Genomic DNA, 20,975 nt, shown 5'->3' with positions numbered 1-20,975 from the left:
GCTCTCATGGCGGGTCAGGACGCCGGCGGGACGTCCGCGTACCGCTGGATCCAGGAGTGCATGGCGATCGCGGCGGCCGCACCGGCGTTGATCGAGCGGGTGGAGCCGAACTGGGCGATCGAGCACACCATGGCGGCGTGCTTCCGCGCCTCCTCGGTGAGCCCGGGACCTTCCTGGCCGAACAGGAGCACACAGCGCCTCGGGAGCACGGTCCGCTCCAGGGGGACCGCGCCCGGAAGATTGTCGATCCCGATGATCGGGAGCTCCTCGGCGGCCGCCCAGGCGGTCAGCGACTCGGTGTCCGGGTGGTGGCGCACATGCTGGTAGCGGTCGGTGACCATCGCCCCGCGCCGGTTCCAGCGCCGCCGCCCCACGATGTGGATCTCCTTGGCCAGGAAGGCGTTGGCCGTCCTGACCACGGAGCCGATGTTGAAGTCGTGGCCCCAGTTCTCCACGGCCACGTGGAAGTCGTGCCGCCGCGTGTCCAGGTCGGCGACGATCGCCTCGCGCGTCCAGTACCGGTACCGGTCGACCACGTTGCGCCGGTCCCCGTGCGCGAGCAGCTCGGGATCGTACGGCGCCCCGTCCGGCCACGGGGCCGGATGGGGCCCGACGCCCACCTCCGGGCCGTAGCCGTCGTCGTACTGAACGGGTTCCTGGGTCTCGGTGCTCACCCGACGAGGGTACGGGTGGCCTGCTCCTCGGGCGTAGTGCGCTGCTCGGGGATCCGTACCGCCCGCCGCAGGACCCGGTCCCGGGCACCGGCCACCCAGCCGCCGAGCCGGCGCAGGAAGGAGGTGGGCAGGAAGACCGCGTCGGCGGCGATCATCGCGAGGGAGAAGAAGGGCAGGCCGAGCAGGACGGCGATGCCGGCGTGCTCCAGCATCATCGCCACCAGCAGGACGTTCTTGACCTTCCGGTTGAACAGCGTGAAGGGGAACGCGACCTGCACGAGCACGGTGCCGTAGGTCAGCACCATCACCATCAGCCCGCTGTTGGCGAGGATGTCGGAGAGCGCGGGCCAGGGCGTGAAGTAGTCGAGCTTGAGCGGGTAGTACAGCGCGCTGCCGTCCTGCCAGCGGGAGCCCTGGATCTTGTACCAGCCCGCCGTCGCGTAGATCAGGCACACCTCCGCCATGATCACGACGAGGGCGGCGTTGTGGGCCAGGTTGGCGAGGACGTCGAGCAGGGTGCGGGTCTGGCTGTCCGGCGCGCGGCGGTTCACGGCCCACCACACGCCCTGGCCCACCCACGCCCCCCAGAGCAGCACGGCCAGCCAGTCATCGCCGCCGGTCCGGTGCGTGAGCGTCCCGACGAGGAGCAGCAGCCCCAGCACCGTCCAGAGCACCGGTCCCCACCGGTCCTGCGGCCGGTCCGCCTCCGTCCTGCTCCGTGCACGCCGTGCGTCCAGGGACCAGACCTGGCCGCAGCGGGTGAACACCAGATAGATCGCCATCAGGTGGATCACGTTGTCGCCGCCGTCTCCCATGAAGACGGAGCGGTTCTGCAGCGACAGCACACCGACCATGAAGACCACCGACATGGCGCGGGTGCGCCAGCCGAGCAGCAGCAGCAGTGCGGAGAGCATCGCGACCGCGTACACGATCTCGAACCAGAGGGCGCTGTCGGACCACATGAGCGCGGTGAGGGCGTTGTTCTGGGCGATCAGCTGCTGGGCCATGTCCCAGCTCCAGGGGCCGTCCGGCCCGTAGAGCTCCCGCCGGTGCGGGAACTCGCGCAGCAGGAAGAGCAGCCAGGTCAGGGAGAAGCCGATGCGGACGATCGCGCTCTGGTAGGGGCCGAGCGCCGTAGAGGTCACCCGCTGGACGGCACCGGCGAGCCCGCGGTCGAGTGGCTGGGTCACCGGCCCGCCTCCTCGTCGCCCGCGCCGTTGCGCACGTCGAGGGGCAGATCGGCGGAGGTCACCGTCCACCAGGGGAGCACCCGGTAGTACGGGCGGGTGTCGATCTTCTCGCGGCTCCACAGCGGCGCCTTGACGGAGCGGGTGGCGGAGCGGAGCTGGATGCGCTCGACGCGTCCGCCCAGGTCGTGCTGCTCCAGGCGCGTCATGACGATGCGGCGGACGTAGCGCTCGGAGAGCTGGCCGCGCAGGCCGTTGGGCTTGTTGTCGTCGGTGTGCGAGTTGGAGTAGAAGTCCCAGGCCCGTCGGAGTTCGTTCTGGTGCACGTGGCTGGGGAGGAGGTTGCCCCGGATCGCCTCACCGTCCCCGGCCGAGAGGTCGACCCAGTCGCTCGTCCGGCGGCCGCCGTCGCGCCCGGCGATCTCGGCACGCACCTGGACCGCGATGTTCTGCTGGAGCGGGTTGGGCGCGAAGAGCTTCCAGTTCTGCTCGAACTCGGGGTACACCCACCCGTCGACCCGCTTGCCGTGCTGCTTGGTCAGCGTGTTCGACGGAGCGACGTGGAGGAACACCACGGCGAGGTGAACGGCCGCGAAGACGGCGACGAGTCCGAGGGCGACGGCGGCCACGACCTGGTACGGGAGGGAGAGTGCGGCGATCCCGCCGGCCGGGCCCTGCCGGAGCGGCGCCTCGCCCGTTCCGCCCAGGCCGACCGGGTCGTCCGGGTCGTCCGGACGGCCCGCGCGGCCGGCCCCATCGGGCTCACCGGTCGCCTCCGCCCCCGCCGTCGGCTCGTGCCCGTCCGGACCGCCGGGGCCGCCTGAGCTGCCCGAATCGCGTATCCCGCCCGGCACGGCGGAGGGAGCCGCCTCGGCGCGCGCGGCGCCGTCGCCGTCGTACGAGTCCATCCCGCCCCGTTCCCCATTGGTCCACCGCGGTTATCCACAGGGTTGACACCTTACGGGCCGCCGACTCACCATTGAAGTCATTCAACCGAACGATCGGTCGGTAGGGGGTCCGATGACGGCAGTGACAGCAGGGACTGCGGCTTCGACGCACCAGGCGCGGTTCGACGCTGCAGTGGCCGCCGACGAGCGCATCGAGCCGCGCGACTGGATGCCCGACGACTACCGCGCGACGCTGATCCGCCAGATGGCACAGCACGCGCACTCCGAGATCATCGGCATGCAGCCAGAGGCGAACTGGATCACGCGCGCGCCCTCCCTGCGCCGCAAGGCCATCCTCATGGCCAAGGTCCAGGACGAGGCCGGCCACGGCCTGTATCTGTACAGCGCGACGGAGACGCTCGGAGCGAGCCGGGACGAGCTGCTCGACAAGCTCCACTCGGGCCGCCAGAAGTACTCGTCGATCTTCAACTACCCGACGCTCACCTGGGCCGACGTCGGCGCGATCGGCTGGCTGGTCGACGGCGCAGCCATCACCAACCAGGTCCCGCTGTGCCGCTGCTCCTACGGTCCGTACGCCCGCGCGATGGTCAGGGTCTGCAAGGAGGAGTCCTTCCACCAGCGCCAGGGATACGAGCTGCTGCTCGCCCTCTCCCAGGGCACGCAGGCGCAGCACGAGATGGCCCAGGACGCGGTGGACCGCTGGTGGTGGCCGTCACTGATGATGTTCGGCCCCCCGGACGACGCGTCGGCCCACTCCGCGCAGTCCATGGCCTGGAAGATCAAGCGGCATTCGAACGACGAGCTGCGTCAGCGGTTCGTCGACATCTGCGTCCCGCAGGCGGAGGCCCTGGGCCTGACCCTGCCGGACCCGGACCTGCGCTGGAACGAGGAGCGCGGTCACCACGACTTCGGCGCCATCGACTGGGACGAGTTCCGGCAGGTCCTCAAGGGCAACGGACCGTGCAACGAACAGCGGATCACCCAGCGCCGCAGGGCCCACGAGGAAGGCGCCTGGGTGCGCGAGGCAGCCGCGGCGTACGCCGAGAAGAACGCCTCCGGCCGCTCCGGGGCGTCGCACGGATCAGCGTCGGACGGGCCGGGCACGGAGTCCGGCGAAGCACAGGTGGAGGCGACGGCATGAGCAGCTCGAAGGACTGGCCGCTGTGGGAGGTCTTCGTGCGCTCGCGCCGCGGGCTGTCCCACACCCACGCCGGCAGCCTGCACGCACCCGACGCCGAGATGGCCCTGCGCAACGCCCGTGACCTCTACACCCGGCGCAACGAAGGCGTGTCGATCTGGGTGGTCCCCTCCACGGCGGTCACCGCCTCCTCGCCCGACGAGAAGGACCCCTTCTTCGAGCCCTCGGCGGACAAGCCCTACCGCCACCCGACCTTCTACGAGATCCCGGACGGGGTGAAGCACCTGTGACCGCCGCACTCGCCCTGGGCGACGACGCGCTGGTGCTCTCGCACCGGCTGGGGGAGTGGGCCGGGCACGCCCCGGTCCTCGAGGAGGAGGTCGCCCTCGCCAACATCGCGCTGGACCTGCTCGGGCAGGCCCGGACGCTGCTCTCCCTCGTCGGTGACGAGGACGAACTGGCGTATCTGCGCGAGGAGCGCGCCTTCCGGAACCTCCAGCTGGTGGAGCAGCCGAACGGCGACTTCGCCCACACCATCGCCCGCCAGCTCTACTTCTCCACCTACCAGCGGCTGCTGTACGGGCAACTGGCGGCGGGGGACAGCGAGTTCGCGGGGCTCGCCGCCAAGGCCGTCAAGGAGGTCGCGTACCACCAGGACCACGCGGAGCAGTGGACGCTGCGCCTGGGCGACGGCACCGCCGAGAGCCATGAGCGGATGCAGCGCGGCTGCGACGCCCTGTGGCGGTTCACGGGCGAGATGTTCCAGCCCGTGGAGGGTCTGGACGTGGACCGGGAGGCGCTGCGGTCCGCCTGGCTGGAGTCGGTCACGACCGTGCTCAAGCGGGCCACCCTGAGCGTGCCGGACACCGCCGACACGGGTGCCTGGTCCGCCGGTGCCGGCCGCCAGGGACTGCACACGGAGCCGTTCGGGCGGATGCTGGCCGAGATGCAGCATCTGCACCGGAGCCACCCGGGGGCGTCATGGTGACCGGGACCGACACCGCTCTGGAGGCGGAGCTGCGCCGGCTGGCCGGCTCCGTGCCCGACCCCGAGCTGCCGGTGCTGACCCTGGAGGAGCTCGGCGTCCTCCGCGGGGTGCACATCCTCGGCCCGGGCCGGGTCGAGGTCGAGCTGACCCCCACCTACACCGGCTGCCCGGCCATCGAGGCGATGACCGCCGACATCGAGCAGGTGCTGCACGACCACGGCGTGGCCGAGGTGTCGGTCGTCAGGGTCCTCTCCCCCGCCTGGTCGACGGACGACATCAGCGCGGACGGCAGGCGCAAGCTGGCGGAGTTCGGCATAGCGCCGCCGCGGCCGACTGCGGTGGACGGGCCGGTGCCGCTCACGCTGACGGTGCGCTGCCCGCACTGCGGTTCCACGGACACGGAGCTGCTGAGCCGCTTCTCCTCCACCGCGTGCAAGGCGCTGCGCCGCTGTGTCAGCTGCCGCGAACCGTTCGACCACTTCAAGGAGTTGTAGATGTTCCATCCGCTCCGGGTCAGCGAGGTCGAGCGGCTCACGGACGATTCCGTGGCCGTCACCCTCACGGTGCCCGCCGAGCTCCGTGAGGCCTTCCGCCACACACCGGGCCAGCACATCGCCGTGCGCCGCACGGGGGCGAACGGCGAGGAGATCCGCCGCACCTACTCGATCTGCTCCCCAGCCGCCGCGGCGGGGGAGGAGTCCGTGCTGCGTGTGGGCATCAGGCTCGTAGACGGCGGCGAGTTCTCCACCTACGCCCTCAAGGAGCTCTCGGCCGGGGACACCCTCGAGGTCATGCAGCCGATGGGCCGCTTCGTCCTGGAGCCGCGTGCCGGGCACTTCGCGGCGATCGTCGGCGGCAGCGGCATCACCCCGGTGCTGTCGATCGCGGCGACACTGCTGGCGCGTCAGCCGGCGGCGAGGTTCTGTCTGATCCGCAGCGACCGTACGGCCGCCTCGACGATGTTCCTGGACGAGGTGGCCGACCTCAAGGACCGCTATCCGGACCGCTTTCAGCTGGTGACGGTGCTTTCCCGGGAGGAGCAGCAGACGGGGCTGCCCTCCGGCCGGCTCGACCAGGACCGGCTGGCGGCTCTGCTGCCGGCGCTGCTCGATGTCCCGGAGGTGGACGGCTGGTTCCTGTGCGGGCCGTACGGGCTGGTGCAGGGCGCCGAGCGGGCACTGCGCGGACTCGGCGTCCAGCGAAGCCGTATCCACGAGGAGATCTTCCACGTCGACGACGTGTCCGCCCCGGCCCCGGTCGCGGCGCCCGCGCACAGCAGGCTGACGGCGACTCTGGACGGCCGCTCGGGTTCCTGGCCCGTGGAGGAGGGCGAGTCGCTGCTGGAGACGGTGCTGCGCGCCCGCTCCGACGCCCCGTACGCCTGCAAGGGCGGGGTGTGCGGGACATGCCGGGCGTTCGTGGTCTCGGGCGAGGTCCGCATGGACCGGAACTTCGCGCTGGAGCAGGAGGAGACGGAAGCCGGCTATGTGCTGGCCTGCCAGTCGCATCCGATGACCTCGGACGTGGAGCTGGACTTCGACCGCTGACGGCACCATTCCCTTCCTCGGAGACCTGCCCTATCTTGACGGTCCGTCAGATAGCCGGTGGGTAACGCCGGCCGGCGGACGACGAGACCGTCGCGCGGAGCCGGTGCACGGGAGGGACTGGGCTGTGGACTTCACCTTCACCGAGGAACAGCAAGCGGCCGTGGAGGCGGCCAGGGCGGTCTTCTCGGGCGTCGCGCCCGACGGGGTGCCGAGTCCCGCCCTCACCGCGGGTGCCGTGGCCGACGACATCGACCGGGCGCTGTGGGCCAGGCTGGCCGCCGCCGACCTGCTGGGTCTGGTCGTCGGTCCCGAGCACGGCGGCGCCGGCCTGGAGCCCATCGCGCTCTGTCTGGTGCTGCGCGAGTCGGCGAGAGTGCTGGCCCGGGTGCCGCTGCTGGAGACCGGCGCGGTGGCGGCGGCCGTTCAGCGATTCGGCGCCTCCGGGACCGCTTCGCGCCTGCTGCCGCGGGTCGGCCGCGGCGAGGTCGTCCTGACGGCCGGTTCGAGTGGACGCACCGGCCACGACCCGGCCGAGCTCGCCGTCACCGCCCACCGCACGCCCGGCGACGGAGCCTGGCTCCTGGACGGAGTACAGACCGCCGTGCCCTGGGGGCAGTGCGCGGACCTGATCGCCGTGCCCGCACACGCCGAGGACGGCCGCGCCGTGATCGCTCTGGTCCCTCGGAGCCGGGACGGCGTCACACTCGCCGGACAGGTCTCCACCAGCGGGGAACTGCTCGCCGAGGTGCGGCTCGACGGCGTGCGGATCGACGGCGTCGACGTGATCGACGCCGAAGGTGCCTGGGAGTGGCTGCGCGACCTGCTCACCACCGGCACCTGCGCGCTGGCTCTCGGTCTCGGTGAACGCGCGCTGTCCATGACGAGTGAGTACACGGGTCAGCGCGAGCAGTTCGGCTTCCCCATCGCCACCTTCCAGGCCGTGGCCGTACAGGCCGCCGACCGGTACATCGACCTGCGGGCGATGGAGGCGACCCTCTGGCAGGCGGCATGGCGGCTCGGGGCCCCCACCGCGGCAGGCGGCACGGTGGGCGGACCACTGCCCGTCTCCGGTGATGTGGCGGTGGCGAAGATCTGGGCGTCCGACGGTGTCCGCCGGGTCGTCCAGACCGCACAGCATCTGCACGGAGGGTTCGGCGCGGACACGGACTACGCCCTGCACCGGTACCACGCCTGGGCCAAGCAGCTGGAGCTGTCCCTCGGGCCCGCGGCCGCTCACGAGGAGGCCCTGGGAGATCTGCTCGCCGCACACCCGCTCGGCTGACGGCGACGCACCCTCCGGAGACAGACGCACCCTCCGGAGACAGGAGAGCACCGGCGGGGCGGGAACCACCCTGTCCGTTGTCGGAGCTGCGGCGCGGGACCTGCAGGTCCGGTGGCCGGGTCCCGGCCTCGCAGCAGCGGCGCGCACACGCGGCCAAGGAACCCGCGCGTCCCTTTGGCGGGAGCCGCGGGGGCCTCACCGTTCCGGAAGGGCAGGAATCGCAGGCCCCACGGGCCCGGTGGCCGGGGTCCGGCATCGGGGGCAGCACGCGGCACGCAGTCGAGCGCTCGTGCCTTTCGGGGTCGGACCGTAGGGCTCACTGGTCCGGTGGCCGAGGTCAGCTTTCGGAGCAGCGCCGCAGGCACGCGGCCAGCATGCTCGAACCCTCCTTCGGCGGGACGGAGGCTGGGCCCGTCCTCCCTCGAGACGGGGGCCGCGGGAACCCGCAGGTCCGGTGGCCGCGCGGCCCGACGTCACAGCGGCGGGGCGGTACGCGGCCAGAGGGCTCGGCCCACTCGGCGGGGCTGGAGGCCCCCGCTGTCCGGGACCCGAGACCGCCTCCTACGTCTACAGGACGAAGGCCGGGTTGCCGCTGTCCGTGATCATCGGGCGGCCGGCGGCGTCCCAGGCCTGCATGCCGCCGTCGATGTTCACCGCGTCGATGCCCTGCTGCACCAGGTACTGGGTGACCTGGGCCGACCGGCCGCCCACCCGGCACATCACATAGGCTCGGCGGCCGTCGGCCACGGCCTCGGTGACCTCGCCGAAGCGGGCCACGAAGTCGCCGATCGGGACGTGCAGCGCACCCTCGACATGGCCGGCCGCCCACTCGTCGTCCTCCCGGACGTCGAGCACCAGAGCACCGGCGGGCACGGAAGCGGCGTCCACCGATGGCAGCGGGGCGAAGTTCATGGTCGGGCCTTCTCTCGTACCTGGACTCGTCGTGCCTTCCACCCGCCGCACGTCCGGGCGCGGAAGGTGGTCGGCCTCCCCGAAAACCTACTGCACCAGCGCGGCCAGCTCGGCCTCTCGCTCCGCGACCTGGGCCAGCAGCTGCTCCGCGATCTCGTCGAGCAGCCGGTCGGGGTCGTCCGGCGCCATCCGCAGCATCGCGCCGATCGCGCTCTCCTCCAGGTCCTGGGCGACCACCGTCAGCAGTTCCTTGCGCCGCGCGAGCCACTCGAGGCGGGCGTAGAGCTCCTCGACCTCACCGAGCCGCGGCTCCTCGGGCGCGGGCCCCGCCTCCCACTCCCGGGTCAGCTCCCGCAGCAGCGCCTCGTCACCGCGTCCGTACGCGGCGTTGACCCGGGTGATGAACTCCTCCCGGCGCGCCCGCTCGGTGTCCTCCTGGGCGAGGTCGGGGTGGGCCTTGCGGGCGAGCTCGCGGTAGAGCTTCCGGGCCTCGTCCGTGGGCCGCACCCGCTTGGGTGGCTGCACGGGCCGGTCCGTCAGCATGGCCGCGGCCTCGGCGGAGAGGCCGTCGGAATCGATCCAGCTGTGGAAGAGCTCCTCGACGCCGGGCATCGGCATCACGATGGCCCGCGCCTCCCGGGCCTTGCGCAGATCCTCCGGGTCGCCGCTCTTGGCCGCCCGGGCCTCGGCGATCAGCGCGTCGAGCTCGTCCAGGCGCGAGTACATCGGGCCGAGCTTCTGGTGGTGCAGCCGGGAGAAGTTCTCCACCTCGACCCGGAAGGTCTCGACCGCGATCTCGAACTCGATCAGGGCCTGCTCCGCGGCGCGCACGGCCTTCTCCAGCCGGGCCTCGGCACGCTCGGACTCCTCCGTGGCGTCCTCGCGCACGCCGGCGGCGCCAGGCTGGTCCTGCGCCGCCTGGGCGGTCTGCACGTCCTGATCGTCCACGCGGTGGTCGTCCTGATCGTCCACGCGGTGGTCGTCCTGCTCGTCCTCGTGCCGGGTGGCCGGGCCCCCGGGAGCGTCCTGAGTCACCCGCCCAGCGTATGGCAGAGCACCGGCCGCTCCGGCGAGCGGACGGACGATGCCCGTCACACCCCCAGCTCGGCGGCTATCCGCCCGCTGCGGACCGCGGCGACCAGATCGGCGTGGTCGGCCTCCGTCCGGTCCGCGTACAGCACCGCGAAACCGGCCACCGCCTCGTCCAGCTCCTCGTTCTTGCCGCAGTAGCCGGCCACCAGCCGCGGATCGACGCTGTGCGCGTGCGCCCTGGCCAGCAGCGCGCCCGTCATGCGGGCATAGTCGTCCACCTGGTCGGCCGCGAGCGCGGCCGGATCCACACTGCCCTTCCGGTTGCGGAACTGCCGCACCTGGAAGGGCCTGCCCTCCACCGTCGTCCAGCCCAGCAGGTTGTCGCTGACCACCTGCATCCGCTTCTGGCCCCTCACCACACGGCGGCCTTCGTGCGGGACCTCGGGCACCTCGAAGCCGGCGGGCAGGTAGGGCACCAGCACGGAGGGGCGCGCCTCCTTCACCTGCAGCACGAGCGGCTCGTCCCGGTGGTCGAGCAGCAGCACCACGTACGACCGTGTCCCCACGCTGCCGGTACCGACGACCCGGAAGGCCACATCGTGGATCGCGTACCGCGCGAGGAGCGGCAGACGGTCCTCCGAGACGGTCTCCAGATAGCCGGCGAGTGACGTGGCGACGGCCGCGGCCTCGGCGTCGGAGACCCGGCGCAGCACCGGCGGGGCGTCCACGAAGCGACGGCCCCCGTCCTCCGACGCCTCGCTCGACCTGGCGGCGAATCGCGCGCTCGTGTTGTTCTTGGCCTTCTCCGAGACCCGCTCCAGCGTGCCCACCAGGTCGCGTGCGTCGGCGTGCGAGACGAGTTCCTCGTCCGCGATCGCATTCCACGCGTCCAGGACCGAGAGCTTGGCCAGCAGCCGCATCGTGCGGCGGTACGACCCGGCCACGTCGAACGCGGCCTTGCGGCAGACGTCCTCGTCGGCACCCGCCTCGCGGCCGGCGAGCACCAGCGAGGTGGCCAGCCGCTTGAGGTCCCACTCCCAGGGGCCGACGACGGTCTCGTCGAAGTCGTTGAGGTCGATCACGAGACTGCCGCGCGCATCGCCGTACAGACCGAAGTTGGCCGCGTGCGCGTCGCCGCAGATCTGCGCCGCGATGCCCGTGACCGGTGTGCCCGCCAGGTCATGCGCCATCAGTCCGGCGGAGCCGCGCAGGAAGGCAAACGGGGCGGCCGCCATCCGTCCCACCCGTATCGGTGTGAGCTCGGGGACCCGGCCCCGGCTGGACTCCTCCACGGCCTGTACCGCGTCGGGCCGCCCCTCGGGGATCACCATCGCGTCGTGGGACGAACGCGGCACCTGCCGGCGCAGGGCCTTGCCGTCCCGCTTGGGGGCGTCCGGCACACCGCCCGGCACCCGCCGGGCAAAGCCCGCGACCTCCGGTATGCGCACCTCCTCCGACGCCGTCCGCCGGTACGCCACCGTCTGGGTCTCGCTCACGGCGTGACCGCCTCCCCCACTGTCGTGCACCATCAAGTGCCCACGACCGTACCGTCGGAGCAGGCCGCCGTCTCCCCCTGTGGACAACCGCCGTCATCACCCGCTCCACCTGCTCCGGGACGGGGCCCACCTGAGGTCGGCGGTCAGATGAGGTCACCGGTCGGCAAGGCTCCGTACGGGCCCCTGGGCGCTCGGGGCGTGACGGGTCACGTCCTCAGCAGGCTCCGTCCTCGACCCCGCCGGGCAGGTGCGACTCCGCCCAGCGGCCCAGTTCCTTGAGGGCGGGCTCCAGCGCCGCTCCGGCGTCGGTCAACCGGTAGGCGACACGCAGCGGCGGCCCCTCGTCGACCTCCCGCACGACCAGCCCGGCGGCCGCGAGTTCGGTCAGCCGGTCGGACAGCATGCGCTCGCTGATTCCCGGGATGGCCCGCCGCAGTTCGGCGAAGTAGACCGGCCGCTGCATCAGCACCGACACGATCAGGCCGGTCCAGCGTTTCCCGAACAGCCCGAAGACGCGCGTGATGCCCCCGTCGACCTGTCGGCACGCGTGCTCTCCGTGTTCCGCCATGGCTCCAGCGTACTGCCCCGCCGTGCGGTGATGAAAAAAAGTAAGCACCTATGCTATTTGTAGTAGCGAACGGAACGGTAGTGAGCGTCCTCCTGCCGTCGAGCCGTCGAGCCGTCGAGCCTTCCTTCCCCTCATGGAGAACCCCATGGCCACGCTGCTGCACATCGATTCCGCCCTCTTCCCGCAGGGCTCCGCCTCGCGCGATGTCACCGCCACGTTCGTGAAGACCTGGCTGGAGGAGCACCCGGAGGGCCGGGTCGTCTACCGCGATCTGGCCGCGAACCCCCTGCCCCACCTGGACTTCGCAGCGGTCTCCGCAGGCGCGGACGACACACTGCGCGCCGAACTGGCCGCCGAACTCGCCGAGGCCGACGCCGTGTTGATCGGCGCCCCGATGTACAACTTCACGATCCCGTCCACGCTCAAGGCATGGCTCGACCAGGTGATCATCGTGGGTCACAACGCGGGCGCCCCGGACGGACCGCTGTCCCGCACCCCCTTCACCGTGGTCGCCAGCCGCGGCGGCTCGTACGCCCCCGGCACGCCCCGGGAGGACTTCGAGTTCGTCCAGACCTACCTGGAGAAGGTGTTCACGGGCATGTTCGGGGCCGAGGTCGACTTCATCGTTCCCGAACTCACCCTGGCGCCCAGCAAGCCCGAGATGGCCGAGCTCGTTCCGCTGGCCGAGGCGTCCCGCTCCAAGGCGTTCGTCGAGGCCGCCCAGAAGGCCAAGGACCTGGCGTCACGGCTCGCCGCATAACGGCATGCCCGAGGGCCGGGGCCGCCCCGCCGATGTTCCACGTGAAACCTCCGCCACGGTCCTCGAGAGGGATCGCGGCGGAGGGATTCCGGCGAGGGGCGGGCCGAAGGGCCGGCGCGCTACAACCCGGCGTCCCGCGCCAGCAGCGCCGCCTGCACCCGGTTCTCACAGTCGAGCTTGGCCAGGATCCGGCTCACATAGGTCTTCACCGTCGCCTCGCTCATGTGCAGCCGGCGCCCGGTGTCCGCGTTGGACAGCCCCTCGCCGAGCAGCGCCAGCACGTCGCGCTCCCGTGCACTCAGCGTCGCGACCCTGGACCTGGCCTCCGCGTCGCGCGTCACCGCCCGCACCGACGCCAGCTGCTCGACGACATGGCGCGTGGCAGCGGGCGAGAGATAGGCATCCCCCGCGGCCGCTGCCCGCACCGCCCGTATCAGTTCCGCCGGAGCGGTGTCCTTGAGCAGGAATCCCGCGCCGCCGTGCTCCAGCGCCCGCAGGACGTTGTCGCGCTCCCCGAAGGTCGTGAGCACGATGACCCGTGCCGCGGGGGCGGCGCGGCGCAGTTCGGGCAGCGCGGTGAGCCCGTCCATCACGGGCATCTGGATGTCGAGCAGCACCACGTCCGCCCGGTGCGACCGCGCCAGCTCGACGGCCTCACGGCCGTTGGCGCCCTCGGCGACGACCTCGATCTCCTGATCGGAGGTGAGGATCATCCGGATCCCGGCCCGGATCAGCGGCTCGTCGTCGGCGATCACGACCCTGATCGGCGAACCGGTCACAGGCCCCCCTCTGCTCCCCCAGCGCCTGTCCTAGCGCTTGACCTCGTAGGACTTCTTCTCGACCAGCTTGCCGTCCTTGAAGCAGAACCGGAACACCGGCTCCGACTCCAGGGTCTCCCCCATCGCCGAGGACATCAGTACCAGGCAGCTCGAACCCTCCGGCTCCTTCGGCCCCTTGCCCTCCAGCCCCGCGGTGGCGATCGTGTCCCCGCTCGGCAACTGGTCCCGCACGGTCTTCTCCGCCGACCCGACCTTGACCGCCTCGTACTCGGACGGCTCGATCATGCCCTTGTCCAGCGAGCCGACCAGGAAGAACGCCCCCACCAGCACGGCGACTCCCAGCAGCATCACGACGCCCACCGCGATCCCGCACCCGATGGCCACCCCGCTGTACCTGCTGTGCCCGCTCCTGCCACCCATCGCCCACTCCTTCTCCGGGACGGTCCAGTCCATGACCGGAACACCGTCCCCGGAAGGGGCCTTCAGCGGCTGCTGCCGGAAGTCGTCCACCCCGTCGACGAACGGCGACGCCTCCCCGACGCCGTACGGAAGGACTCCGGCCACCCGGAACCCGCCGGCCGGAACCGGACCGGCGTGCACCATGCCGCCGACGAGCCGGGCGCGCTCGTGCAGCCCCGTCAGTCCCTGCCCGCCGCTGACGACTTCGCCCGCCGGTCCAGAGGCGGCCCCATTGACGATCTCGACGACGAAGGAGTCCGGCTCGTACCGCAGGTCCACCGTGATCGGCGCACCGGGCGCATGCTTGTAGGCGTTGGTGAGGGCCTCCTGGACGATGCGGTACGCCGCATGGTCGGCGGCCGCGGCGAGCGGCCTCGCCTCCCCCGCGTACTTCAGCTCGACCGCGTTCCCCGCCGCCCTCGCCGCATCGACGAGCGCCGCGATACCGGCGGTGCCGCGAGCGGCCCGGCCCGACTCGTCCACGGAGGCGGGCGCGGGCGCCTCCACCCCGTCCCTGAGAATGCCGACGACCTCGCGCAGCTCGTGCATCGCGGTCACCGACGCCTCCCGCAGCACCCCGACCACCTCGCGCTGTCGCGGGGTGAGTTCGCGGTCGACCTCGAGGGCTCCCGTGTGCACGGAGATGAGCGCGAGCCGGTGCCCCAGGCTGTCGTGCATGTCCTGCGCGATGCGCTGCCGTTCCCTCAGCCGTGCCTGGCCGGCGACCATGGCCCGCTCGCGCAGCAGCTGGCTGTTGCGTTCCTGCAGGGTGTGCAGAAGGGTCCGCCGTTGCGTCCAGTACCGGCTGGCCAGTCCGGGCACCACCGCGACCGCGAGGAAGTAGAGGGTGGTGAGCAGCACCAGGGTCAGCGCGCTCGACGGCGACCAGGTGTCGACGAGCGACACGGCGACACAGAGGACGTAGGCACCGGCGAAGGCGGCCACGGCCCGGCCCGCTCCGGTGATCCGGCGCCCGGCCGACCAGCCAACGGCCATCATCAGCGGCAGGAACCCGTTCCCCACCGGGGTCAGCGCGGCGGTCACCGCCAGCACGGTCGCCGGCAGGCGCCGCCGCAGCAGCGAGAGGACCGCGATCGCGACGGCCTCGGCCACCACGGCCGAGGTGGACGCCTCCAGCAGTTGTCCCAGGCCCGCGGCCAGGACGGCAAGGAGCAGCGCGACGGTCACCTCGCCCGCGAACCTGCGTCGGGACCACTGCTCCGGCGGCGCCAGCCATCTGCCGCCCGCCCGCACCCCGGCCCATATCTTCGATGACGCGTCCACGACCGCACCCTAGGCACCCGGCGGCCCGGCCACTGCTCACTTTCGTCGCACCCTTGTCCGCCGAAGGTCGCGATGCCGCGCAACGCGAAAGAGACAAAGCGCACAAAAGACGCTCAACCGGTCCGAGTGAAACCGGTCGAAGCCCGAGCCGGGCACGGCTCACACGAGAAACGGGCCCCACCAGGACTTTCGACCGACACCGAGGTGCGCGACTTCCCGACCCCTGGGCACAGGCCAACTACATCCTCACGCATCGTGCGCGCCTGGCGGCCGACGCCACCCCGGTACGCGCCGTGGTGCACGTCGCGAGCGTGGCCCAGCCGCCTGGCACGGGCACCGGCCTTCCCTTCTTTCCCAGCTCTTTCCCCGCCGGCCGCCGGCGCGTCAACGGACGACGAACGTGCCTTCCGGTAGCGCGCCCAGATAGCGGCGCCCGGCCAGCGCCGTAGACACCGGTTGGCGATCGACGACGGCCGCTGAGCAAGCTCAGAAGAGGCCCTTGTAGCCCTGCCAGCCCGTCCCGACCTTCACGGTCGAGCCGAAGGAACCGGCGCCGGTGCCGCTGTTACGCAGCAGATCCCCGGCCGCGTTCCGGGACACGAGATCGGCCTTGCCGTCCCGGTTCAGATCGCCCACACCGACGAAGACGTTGCGGCCGGTACCCCACTTATTGCCGAACACCAGCCCGCGCGGCTTCAGCGTCCCCGCTGACGTGCCGTCGTACCGCCACAGCGAGTTCGCGCCGTCCACCGCCAGCAGCTCACCGATGCCGTCACCATTCAGATCACCCGCACCGAAGACCGCCCGGTACAGCTTCCAGTTCGTACCGATCTTCCCGCGGGCCTTCAGCTTCCCCGCACCGTCGTCCGCGTACAGGTACATGTCCCCCGTGGACGCCTGCCGCGCCACCAGATCCGCACGGCCGTCACCCGTTATGTCACCCGGCGACGTCAGCACGTTGAACTGAGCCCACACCGTACCCAGCGAGGTATACGGAGTCGACGGAGTCAGCGCGGCACCGCACTTCGGGTTGTACGCGCGCAGCTCAGAGCCCAAGCGCACCAGTACGTCATTGCACCGATCGCCGTTCAGGTCCCCGAACGGCACCGCGACAACCGACGTCGACCAGCCAGAACCCGTCGTCGCCCCCGAGAAGCCACCCGCCCCGTTCCCGTACCGGAAGGCCAGGGCGCCGGAGGAACTCAGCGACACAAGGTCACCGATGCCGTCGCCCCCATGGTCACGGAGCACAGGTGCACCGCCGATCAGTGTGACCGACCCCGATGTGACCAGGCCGGCCCCCTGTCCGTCCGCAGGGCGCGCGGTCAGAGTCCAGGTGTAGCGACCGTTCAAAGGGTAGGTGCCGTCCGTCGCTCGTCCGTTCCACGAAGCGGCGATGGAGTACTCGGCGCGGCCGCCCGTCTGGGTGGAGACGACGCGCCCGGTCAAGGGGTGCCTTATGGTGACGGTCCAGTCGGCGGCCGGTTCGTTTAGCCACCATTGCCCTCGCCAGACGACGGGGGTGGCGTCTGTCTCAACTGTCGTGCCGACCACGCTGTAGGGGGAGTTCAGCGGCACCGCCGACAGCCCCCGGCGCAGCACGCGGACATCGCCCTTGCCCCGCGTGTAGGCGAGGTCGCCGGTGCGGACATCGAGACTGAACAGGCCGTGAGCGGTCGCCACGTTCTCCAGGAGAGCGGTTGCACCGCGGACGTCGTGGACGTCCAGCGACTTTCCGTCCCCGCCGGTCACGACGATGCCGTTACCCAGCCGGGCCGTCCTGGTGTCGCCGAGCGGGACGTTCCTGCGGTTCGCGAGGTCGTACACGCCTGCCGCGCGGGAGGGCGTGCCGGCCGTCTCGCAGCGCCAGTACAGCCACTGTCCAACCGCCTGCAGCTCCAACAGGTTCCGGCAGTTGGATCCCACCCGCACCGAAGTCAGTCGTGCCCCCGTCCGCGCTTCCTTGGCAGTCGCCGTGAAGGTGCCGTCACCGGCCGGCACCGCCGTCCAGAAGGTGGTTCCCCAAAGGGCCCCCACGAGACCGGGCTCCTTGCGGAGCACCCTGCCGCTGTTGATGTCCAGGACGCGGAGCTCGAAGTCATCGAGCGGCGAGCGCCCCTTCACGAGAGCAAGGCTGCCCGATGCACCCAGTACCTGAACGTCTAGGTCGCTGCTCTTAGGGTCCAATCCGGTGTCCCAGGAAGTCCCCGGAAAGCCCCCGACCTTATCGGCGACGAAGAGCCTTTCCTGCCTCGTGTCGCCTCCCTCGGGCGCGACCTCGGCCGTGTAGACGACGCGGCCATCACCGGTGGGGTGCAGTTGCGGGCATTCGCGCTCGGACATGACGCATCTGTCGTACGGAAACGGCAGGCTGCCGCGCCGGACTCGGTCTCCGTATCCCGGAGCTGTGTCGCTGAGCACCCGCTCGTAGACCGCTGTGCGGCCGTCGCCGTCTTCGATTGAGGTGACTGTTACCTGGTCAACGACCAGCCCGAGGTGCTTCATGGGAACCGGTGCAATGCGGCGCAGCGGCTCGACGCCCGGCGTTCCGTCCTCCTGGACGGCAATGATGTTGAAGCCGTAGTCCAAGGCGGAGGCCCCGCCCACGATCAGTAGACCACCGTCGGGACGGTGTGCGATGCGTAGCACGCTGGCCCGTGCCAGCAGAAGCCGTTCGGGCGAGCCGTCGAAGGGCACGGCGATGACACGGTACGTGGACGACCCGTAGGCCAAGGAGCCGAGAGCCGGGTCGTGGCGACCGATGATGAGGGAGTCACCGACCACCCCCACGACCTTGGCGTCGGTGAGATCGACCTCGAGCTCGCGTACCGGAGCGTCGAACTCACCCTGCTCGTAGATACGGACACCGCTGGCACCCGAAGGAGTCACCACATGGTGAGCGGTGACGGTTGAGTTGGTGCCGACCACGGTGCTGGGGATCATGGTGGCCGTTGCCGTGCGGAAATCGAGCCAGGCACTCTTCAAAGACGTGTCATCCGGAACTGAGCCGAAGATCAGGCTCCCGTGCTGACCTCCCCGGCCGAGGAATTGATGTACGAAGCCGTCGGGCATCCCGGTCACGGGCCTGTCGACGGTGCTTCCGTTCTCCGCCCGGAGCAAATGCATTCCCGTCCACCCAGACCCCGTGCGCATCCCGCTCCGGGTGACGACCGTGTCGCCGAAGGTCTGGGCGTAGATCTGACCGGCCGGAACCAAAACCACCCAGGACTCGCCCGTGGCCATGTTCCGCATCTGTACGTCGCCAGACCCGTTCCGAGGGGGCAGAGCCACGATGTCCGAGCCTGCGCCGTGCGTCTCGATCGGGGATGAAGGGGCCGCGCCGTCCCCACCTGGCACCCGTTGCGTCGTGCCGTCGTACGACGTCCAGTCCAGTCCGCTGGGGAGACCAGTAGTACCCCAGTGAGCGTAACCGGATGGGCCAACGCTGAGGAGCTCGCCGGCCCCCGGCGACTTCCTCATGGTGGCAGGGATGGTGACGTCGACAGAGTTGGCGACTTCCACCGGCGCAGCGGTGGCCGGGGTCAGCCCGCCCACGAGGGCCACCGACGCAACCACACATGCGCCACGGATTCCCACGGCAGCACGAATACGGCCGAATCCGGCCAAGAGATCCCCTCCCCGAGACCCTTCGGAAGAGGCAGAGAAAGGACTCCCGCACGGAGCACACCGATCGAGAATCGGAACGACCGGATTGAAGGGCCCGCTGCCTCACGCGCCCGGATCTTAACAACGCCTTCACAAGCTGCGGAAGGTGTTTTCGAACCCGTTCAAGGCTTCGTGTCGAAACCCTTCGCAACGCTCCGGGCCCGGAGGTACTCGGTGGGAGAACCGCCTCCCACGATGCGGGTCACTACGGCCAAGCGCGGAGGGCAGGGGACCGGCCCTGGCGAATCGCGGCCGTAGACCGGCCGCCGAACAGGTCGTAATCGCGGGACGTACCTCCGGTGGCCACGCAGAAGATCCGCATGTCAAACCGCCTTGAAGTCCTCGTCGTCGGATCCGGCATCGCCGGCCTGGCGACCGCCACCGCGCTTCACCGTTGTTCCTGGACCGGGTTCCTCGACGCCTTCGTCCACCTCGGAGACGGCACCACCCGCATGAAGTACCTCACCACCTCGGCCGTCGCGCTCCTTGTGAGCGAGGCGTGCGACATCGGCATGACTCCGTTCACCAACCCCGGCCACGAGGGCCTCACCCGCTCCCGTCCGGTCCACGTCGACCAGTTCTACCTCCGGGGCGACACCATCGCCGCGGCGAACGCCATGCTGATCGAAGCCCAGTCTCAGGTGCCGATCCCGGCGTACTGGGGCGACGGCCTGCTGGCCTCCGTCGACGGGCTGCGGTTCGTCGTCCCGGTACGGACCATCAGCGCGGCACCGTCGCCGAAGTACTTCGGGTTCAAGCGCGGCATCACCTGGCCCAACGCCGTCAACGACCAGGTCGCCGGGATCGGGCAGATCCCGGGGGTGGGGCCAATTGCGGTGCGGTGTGCGGCAAGGTGAGCGCCGGCGGTCTCGCCCGTCAGGACGGACTGGGGGATGCCGTTGGCGTCGAGCAGGGCGGCCAGGTGGAGCATGGGCCGGGCCAGGCCGGCGGGGCGCAGGGTGTCGGCGCGGTCGATGGACAGGGACCAGGCGGCGGCGGGGGCGGTGGCCTGCTCGTCGGGCAGGGCGTCGCGGGCCAGGTCGGTGAGTTTCGTGGCGCGCTCGGCCAACAGGTTGCGGTAGGTGGCTGCGGTCTCAACGGAGTCGATGAGATGGGCGGCGGCCTGAGCCAGGGGCAGGTGCCCGAGGTCGGCGGCGGGCTCGTCGGGGGCTCGTTGCGGCCTTGGGCGTTCAGCGCCCCGGCCTGCGCGTATCCGCTCATCACGGGCGACCGGGCACTCGCGGTGACCCAGACCAGGACGTCCAGACCGCCGTCGTCCCCGGCGGCGCGGGCGTAGTCGACGGCGAGCCGGGTCTTGCCGACCCCGCCCATCCCGGTCAGCACCTGGGACAGCACGGCGGTACCCCGCCCTCGACCGCCGCACGCAGCCGGTCTGCCTCCCGCGGTGCTGGAAGGACCGTGCCTCGGACGGAATCAGACCGACCTGGTGCGGCCAGGAGGCCGGTTCCCGCGGTGCGTGCTGCACAGTCAGCGTGTGAACGCCCAACCGCCGGAAGATCAAGGAATGGGGGGAGACCTCACCCTGGGCGGGCAGCGCCGCGCAAGCGCACCCACCACCTGCGCAGGACCAAGCCGCTGGGCAGGTGGCCCCCGGCTACCTCGCACCGGCCGGCCAGCGACCGTCGCGAGCCGCACCAGCTGAAGATCAACAGAAGAACAGGGCTCGCATCGTGACAAGAGCCACGGTGTGGGCTCTTTCACGTAAAACAGACCACAGTGGTGTCACACACACATCCACACAGCGACCGAGCTACCCCGACCACGAGAAACGGGCCCCCACCAGGACTTTCGTCTCTGGCGGAGACCCGTTTCAACGGATTTCTCCTGGTGCGCGAGGGGGGAGTTGAACCCCCACGCCCTTGCGGGCACTGGAACCTGAATCCAGCGCGTCTGCCTATTCCGCCACCCGCGCATTTGGGTGCTGCCGCCTCGTCCCTCACCTGTTCGGTGCGAGCCCCTGGCGACATGCAGAAGATTAGCACGCTGCCGAGGGTGGATTCACATCCGTTGTTTCGGGCGGCTCCCGGCGGCGGAGAACACAGCAGAGGCCTGCCGGGACGCGCTTCGCACCGTGATCGCGACCGGGCACCCGGCACCCCCGTCGCGGCCCCGGCCTCGTGACGGGGACCGGGACAGGGACCGGGACAGGGGACCTCCGGTAACCGGGCGGCGGGCACCCCCGCGGCCCTCCGCGACGTTGTAGGGAACAGCGGCGGCCGGAGGGCCCGGCCACGGAAGCGGAACCCGGGAGCACCGGGAGCCGCGAACCCCGGG

17 protein-coding genes, 1 tRNA gene and 1 pseudogene are annotated in these 20,975 nt (G+C 71.0%); 8 read left to right on the top strand and 11 right to left on the bottom strand.

Annotation, left to right across the window (positions count from 1 at the left end):
- Positions 1-14: 14 nt before the first annotated feature.
- The 3 genes from QRN89_RS17935 to QRN89_RS17925 are packed head-to-tail and all read right to left on the bottom strand — an operon-like array spanning position 15 to position 2,769.
- Positions 15-674 carry a TrmH family RNA methyltransferase gene (locus QRN89_RS17935; protein WP_290350436.1) on the bottom strand — a complete coding sequence of 220 codons (660 nt, stop codon included), beginning with the start codon at positions 672-674 and terminating at the stop codon, positions 15-17.
- A complete protein-coding gene (locus tag QRN89_RS17930; RefSeq protein ID WP_290350435.1) occupies positions 671-1,864 on the bottom strand; it encodes an HTTM domain-containing protein in 1,194 nt (397 codons plus the stop codon). The genes QRN89_RS17935 and QRN89_RS17930 overlap by 4 nt, the downstream gene beginning before the upstream one ends.
- Positions 1,861-2,769 carry a DUF5819 family protein gene (locus tag QRN89_RS17925; RefSeq protein WP_290350434.1) on the bottom strand — a complete coding sequence of 303 codons (909 nt, stop codon included), beginning with the start codon at positions 2,767-2,769 and terminating at the stop codon, positions 1,861-1,863. The genes QRN89_RS17930 and QRN89_RS17925 overlap by 4 nt, the downstream gene beginning before the upstream one ends.
- A gap of 112 nt (positions 2,770-2,881) precedes the next feature.
- Between QRN89_RS17925 and paaA the strand changes: the two genes are divergently transcribed.
- The 6 genes from paaA to QRN89_RS17895 all read left to right on the top strand — a co-directional run bounded on the left by paaA (position 2,882) and on the right by QRN89_RS17895 (position 7,724).
- A complete protein-coding gene (gene paaA / locus QRN89_RS17920; RefSeq protein WP_290350433.1) occupies positions 2,882-3,910 on the top strand; it encodes a 1,2-phenylacetyl-CoA epoxidase subunit PaaA in 1,029 nt (342 codons plus the stop codon).
- On the top strand, positions 3,907-4,197 hold the full coding sequence (paaB, locus tag QRN89_RS17915) for a 1,2-phenylacetyl-CoA epoxidase subunit PaaB (protein ID WP_290350432.1): 291 nt from the start codon (positions 3,907-3,909) through the stop codon (positions 4,195-4,197). Before paaA ends, paaB begins: the two co-directional genes overlap by 4 nt.
- Positions 4,194-4,895 (top strand): 1,2-phenylacetyl-CoA epoxidase subunit PaaC, encoded by a 702-nt coding sequence (paaC, locus tag QRN89_RS17910; RefSeq protein WP_290350431.1) that lies wholly within the window; start codon positions 4,194-4,196, stop codon positions 4,893-4,895. The genes paaB and paaC overlap by 4 nt, the downstream gene beginning before the upstream one ends.
- A complete protein-coding gene (paaD, locus tag QRN89_RS17905) occupies positions 4,889-5,389 on the top strand; it encodes a 1,2-phenylacetyl-CoA epoxidase subunit PaaD (protein ID WP_290350430.1) in 501 nt (166 codons plus the stop codon). Before paaC ends, paaD begins: the two co-directional genes overlap by 7 nt.
- The gene (locus QRN89_RS17900; protein WP_290350429.1) at positions 5,390-6,442 is read left to right on the top strand and encodes a 2Fe-2S iron-sulfur cluster-binding protein; all 1,053 of its coding nucleotides are present in this window, start codon (positions 5,390-5,392) and stop codon (positions 6,440-6,442) included.
- Between the two features lie 124 nt (positions 6,443-6,566).
- Positions 6,567-7,724 carry an acyl-CoA dehydrogenase family protein gene (locus QRN89_RS17895; RefSeq protein WP_290350428.1) on the top strand — a complete coding sequence of 386 codons (1,158 nt, stop codon included), beginning with the start codon at positions 6,567-6,569 and terminating at the stop codon, positions 7,722-7,724.
- A 567-nt stretch (positions 7,725-8,291) separates the two neighbouring features.
- Here the strand turns inward: QRN89_RS17895 and QRN89_RS17890 are convergent.
- The 4 genes from QRN89_RS17890 to QRN89_RS17875 form a co-directional block, all read right to left on the bottom strand.
- Positions 8,292-8,636, bottom strand: coding sequence for a rhodanese-like domain-containing protein (locus QRN89_RS17890; protein ID WP_290350427.1), 345 nt, complete (start codon positions 8,634-8,636; stop codon positions 8,292-8,294).
- 87 nt (positions 8,637-8,723) lie between these two features.
- Entirely contained in the window at positions 8,724-9,671 is a 948-nt protein-coding gene (locus tag QRN89_RS17885) for a J domain-containing protein (RefSeq protein ID WP_290350426.1), read from the bottom strand.
- 56 nt (positions 9,672-9,727) lie between these two features.
- Positions 9,728-11,197, bottom strand: coding sequence for a DUF2252 domain-containing protein (locus QRN89_RS17880; protein ID WP_290350425.1), 1,470 nt, complete (start codon positions 11,195-11,197; stop codon positions 9,728-9,730).
- A gap of 181 nt (positions 11,198-11,378) precedes the next feature.
- Entirely contained in the window at positions 11,379-11,732 is a 354-nt protein-coding gene (locus tag QRN89_RS17875; RefSeq protein WP_290350424.1) for a winged helix-turn-helix transcriptional regulator, read from the bottom strand.
- A gap of 145 nt (positions 11,733-11,877) precedes the next feature.
- On the opposite strand from QRN89_RS17875, the gene QRN89_RS17870 reads away from it, so the two are divergent.
- Entirely contained in the window at positions 11,878-12,492 is a 615-nt protein-coding gene (locus tag QRN89_RS17870) for an FMN-dependent NADH-azoreductase (protein ID WP_290350423.1), read from the top strand.
- Positions 12,493-12,611: 119 nt separating this feature from the next.
- On the opposite strand, the gene QRN89_RS17865 is transcribed toward QRN89_RS17870, so the two are convergent.
- The 3 genes from QRN89_RS17865 to QRN89_RS17855 form a co-directional block, all read right to left on the bottom strand.
- Positions 12,612-13,271, bottom strand: a complete 660-nt coding sequence (locus QRN89_RS17865) for a response regulator (RefSeq protein WP_290350422.1) — start codon at positions 13,269-13,271, stop codon at positions 12,612-12,614.
- Between the two features lie 30 nt (positions 13,272-13,301).
- Entirely contained in the window at positions 13,302-14,984 is a 1,683-nt protein-coding gene (locus QRN89_RS17860) for a sensor histidine kinase (protein WP_290353751.1), read from the bottom strand.
- 516 nt (positions 14,985-15,500) lie between these two features.
- Entirely contained in the window at positions 15,501-18,257 is a 2,757-nt protein-coding gene (locus QRN89_RS17855) for an FG-GAP repeat domain-containing protein (RefSeq protein ID WP_290350421.1), read from the bottom strand.
- Positions 18,258-19,078: 821 nt separating this feature from the next.
- Between QRN89_RS17855 and QRN89_RS17850 the strand changes: the two are divergent.
- Positions 19,079-19,513: pseudogene (locus QRN89_RS17850) on the top strand (Tn3 family transposase); the annotation flags it as partial.
- Between the two features lie 1,013 nt (positions 19,514-20,526).
- Here the strand turns inward: QRN89_RS17850 and QRN89_RS17845 are convergent.
- A tRNA-Leu gene (locus QRN89_RS17845) sits at positions 20,527-20,613 on the bottom strand.
- Positions 20,614-20,975: the final 362 nt, after the last annotated feature.

It is taken from the genome of Streptomyces sp. HUAS CB01, assembly GCF_030406905.1.
Taxonomy (GTDB): domain Bacteria; phylum Actinomycetota; class Actinomycetes; order Streptomycetales; family Streptomycetaceae; genus Streptomyces; species Streptomyces chengbuensis.
The sequence above is the reverse complement of the archived record's forward strand: the minus strand, read 5'-3'. Positions and strand labels throughout refer to the sequence as shown.

Bases quoted from the DNA above. Each gene is read 5' to 3' on its own strand.
- paaD (WP_290350430.1), top strand. From the start codon at position 4,889: ATGGTGACCGGGACCGACACCGCTCTGGAGGCGGAGCTGCGCCGGCTG.
- paaA (WP_290350433.1), top strand. From the start codon at position 2,882: ATGACGGCAGTGACAGCAGGGACTGCGGCTTCGACGCACCAGGCGCGG.
- QRN89_RS17900 (WP_290350429.1), top strand. From the start codon at position 5,390: ATGTTCCATCCGCTCCGGGTCAGCGAGGTCGAGCGGCTCACGGACGAT.
- QRN89_RS17870 (WP_290350423.1), top strand. From the start codon at position 11,878: ATGGCCACGCTGCTGCACATCGATTCCGCCCTCTTCCCGCAGGGCTCC.
- QRN89_RS17925 (WP_290350434.1), bottom strand. From the start codon at position 2,769: ATGGACTCGTACGACGGCGACGGCGCCGCGCGCGCCGAGGCGGCTCCC.
- QRN89_RS17875 (WP_290350424.1), bottom strand. From the start codon at position 11,732: ATGGCGGAACACGGAGAGCACGCGTGCCGACAGGTCGACGGGGGCATC.
- paaB (WP_290350432.1), top strand. From the start codon at position 3,907: ATGAGCAGCTCGAAGGACTGGCCGCTGTGGGAGGTCTTCGTGCGCTCG.
- QRN89_RS17890 (WP_290350427.1), bottom strand. From the start codon at position 8,636: ATGAACTTCGCCCCGCTGCCATCGGTGGACGCCGCTTCCGTGCCCGCC.
- QRN89_RS17855 (WP_290350421.1), bottom strand. From the start codon at position 18,257: ATGGCCACGGGCGAGTCCTGGGTGGTTTTGGTTCCGGCCGGTCAGATC.
- QRN89_RS17880 (WP_290350425.1), bottom strand. From the start codon at position 11,197: ATGGTGCACGACAGTGGGGGAGGCGGTCACGCCGTGAGCGAGACCCAG.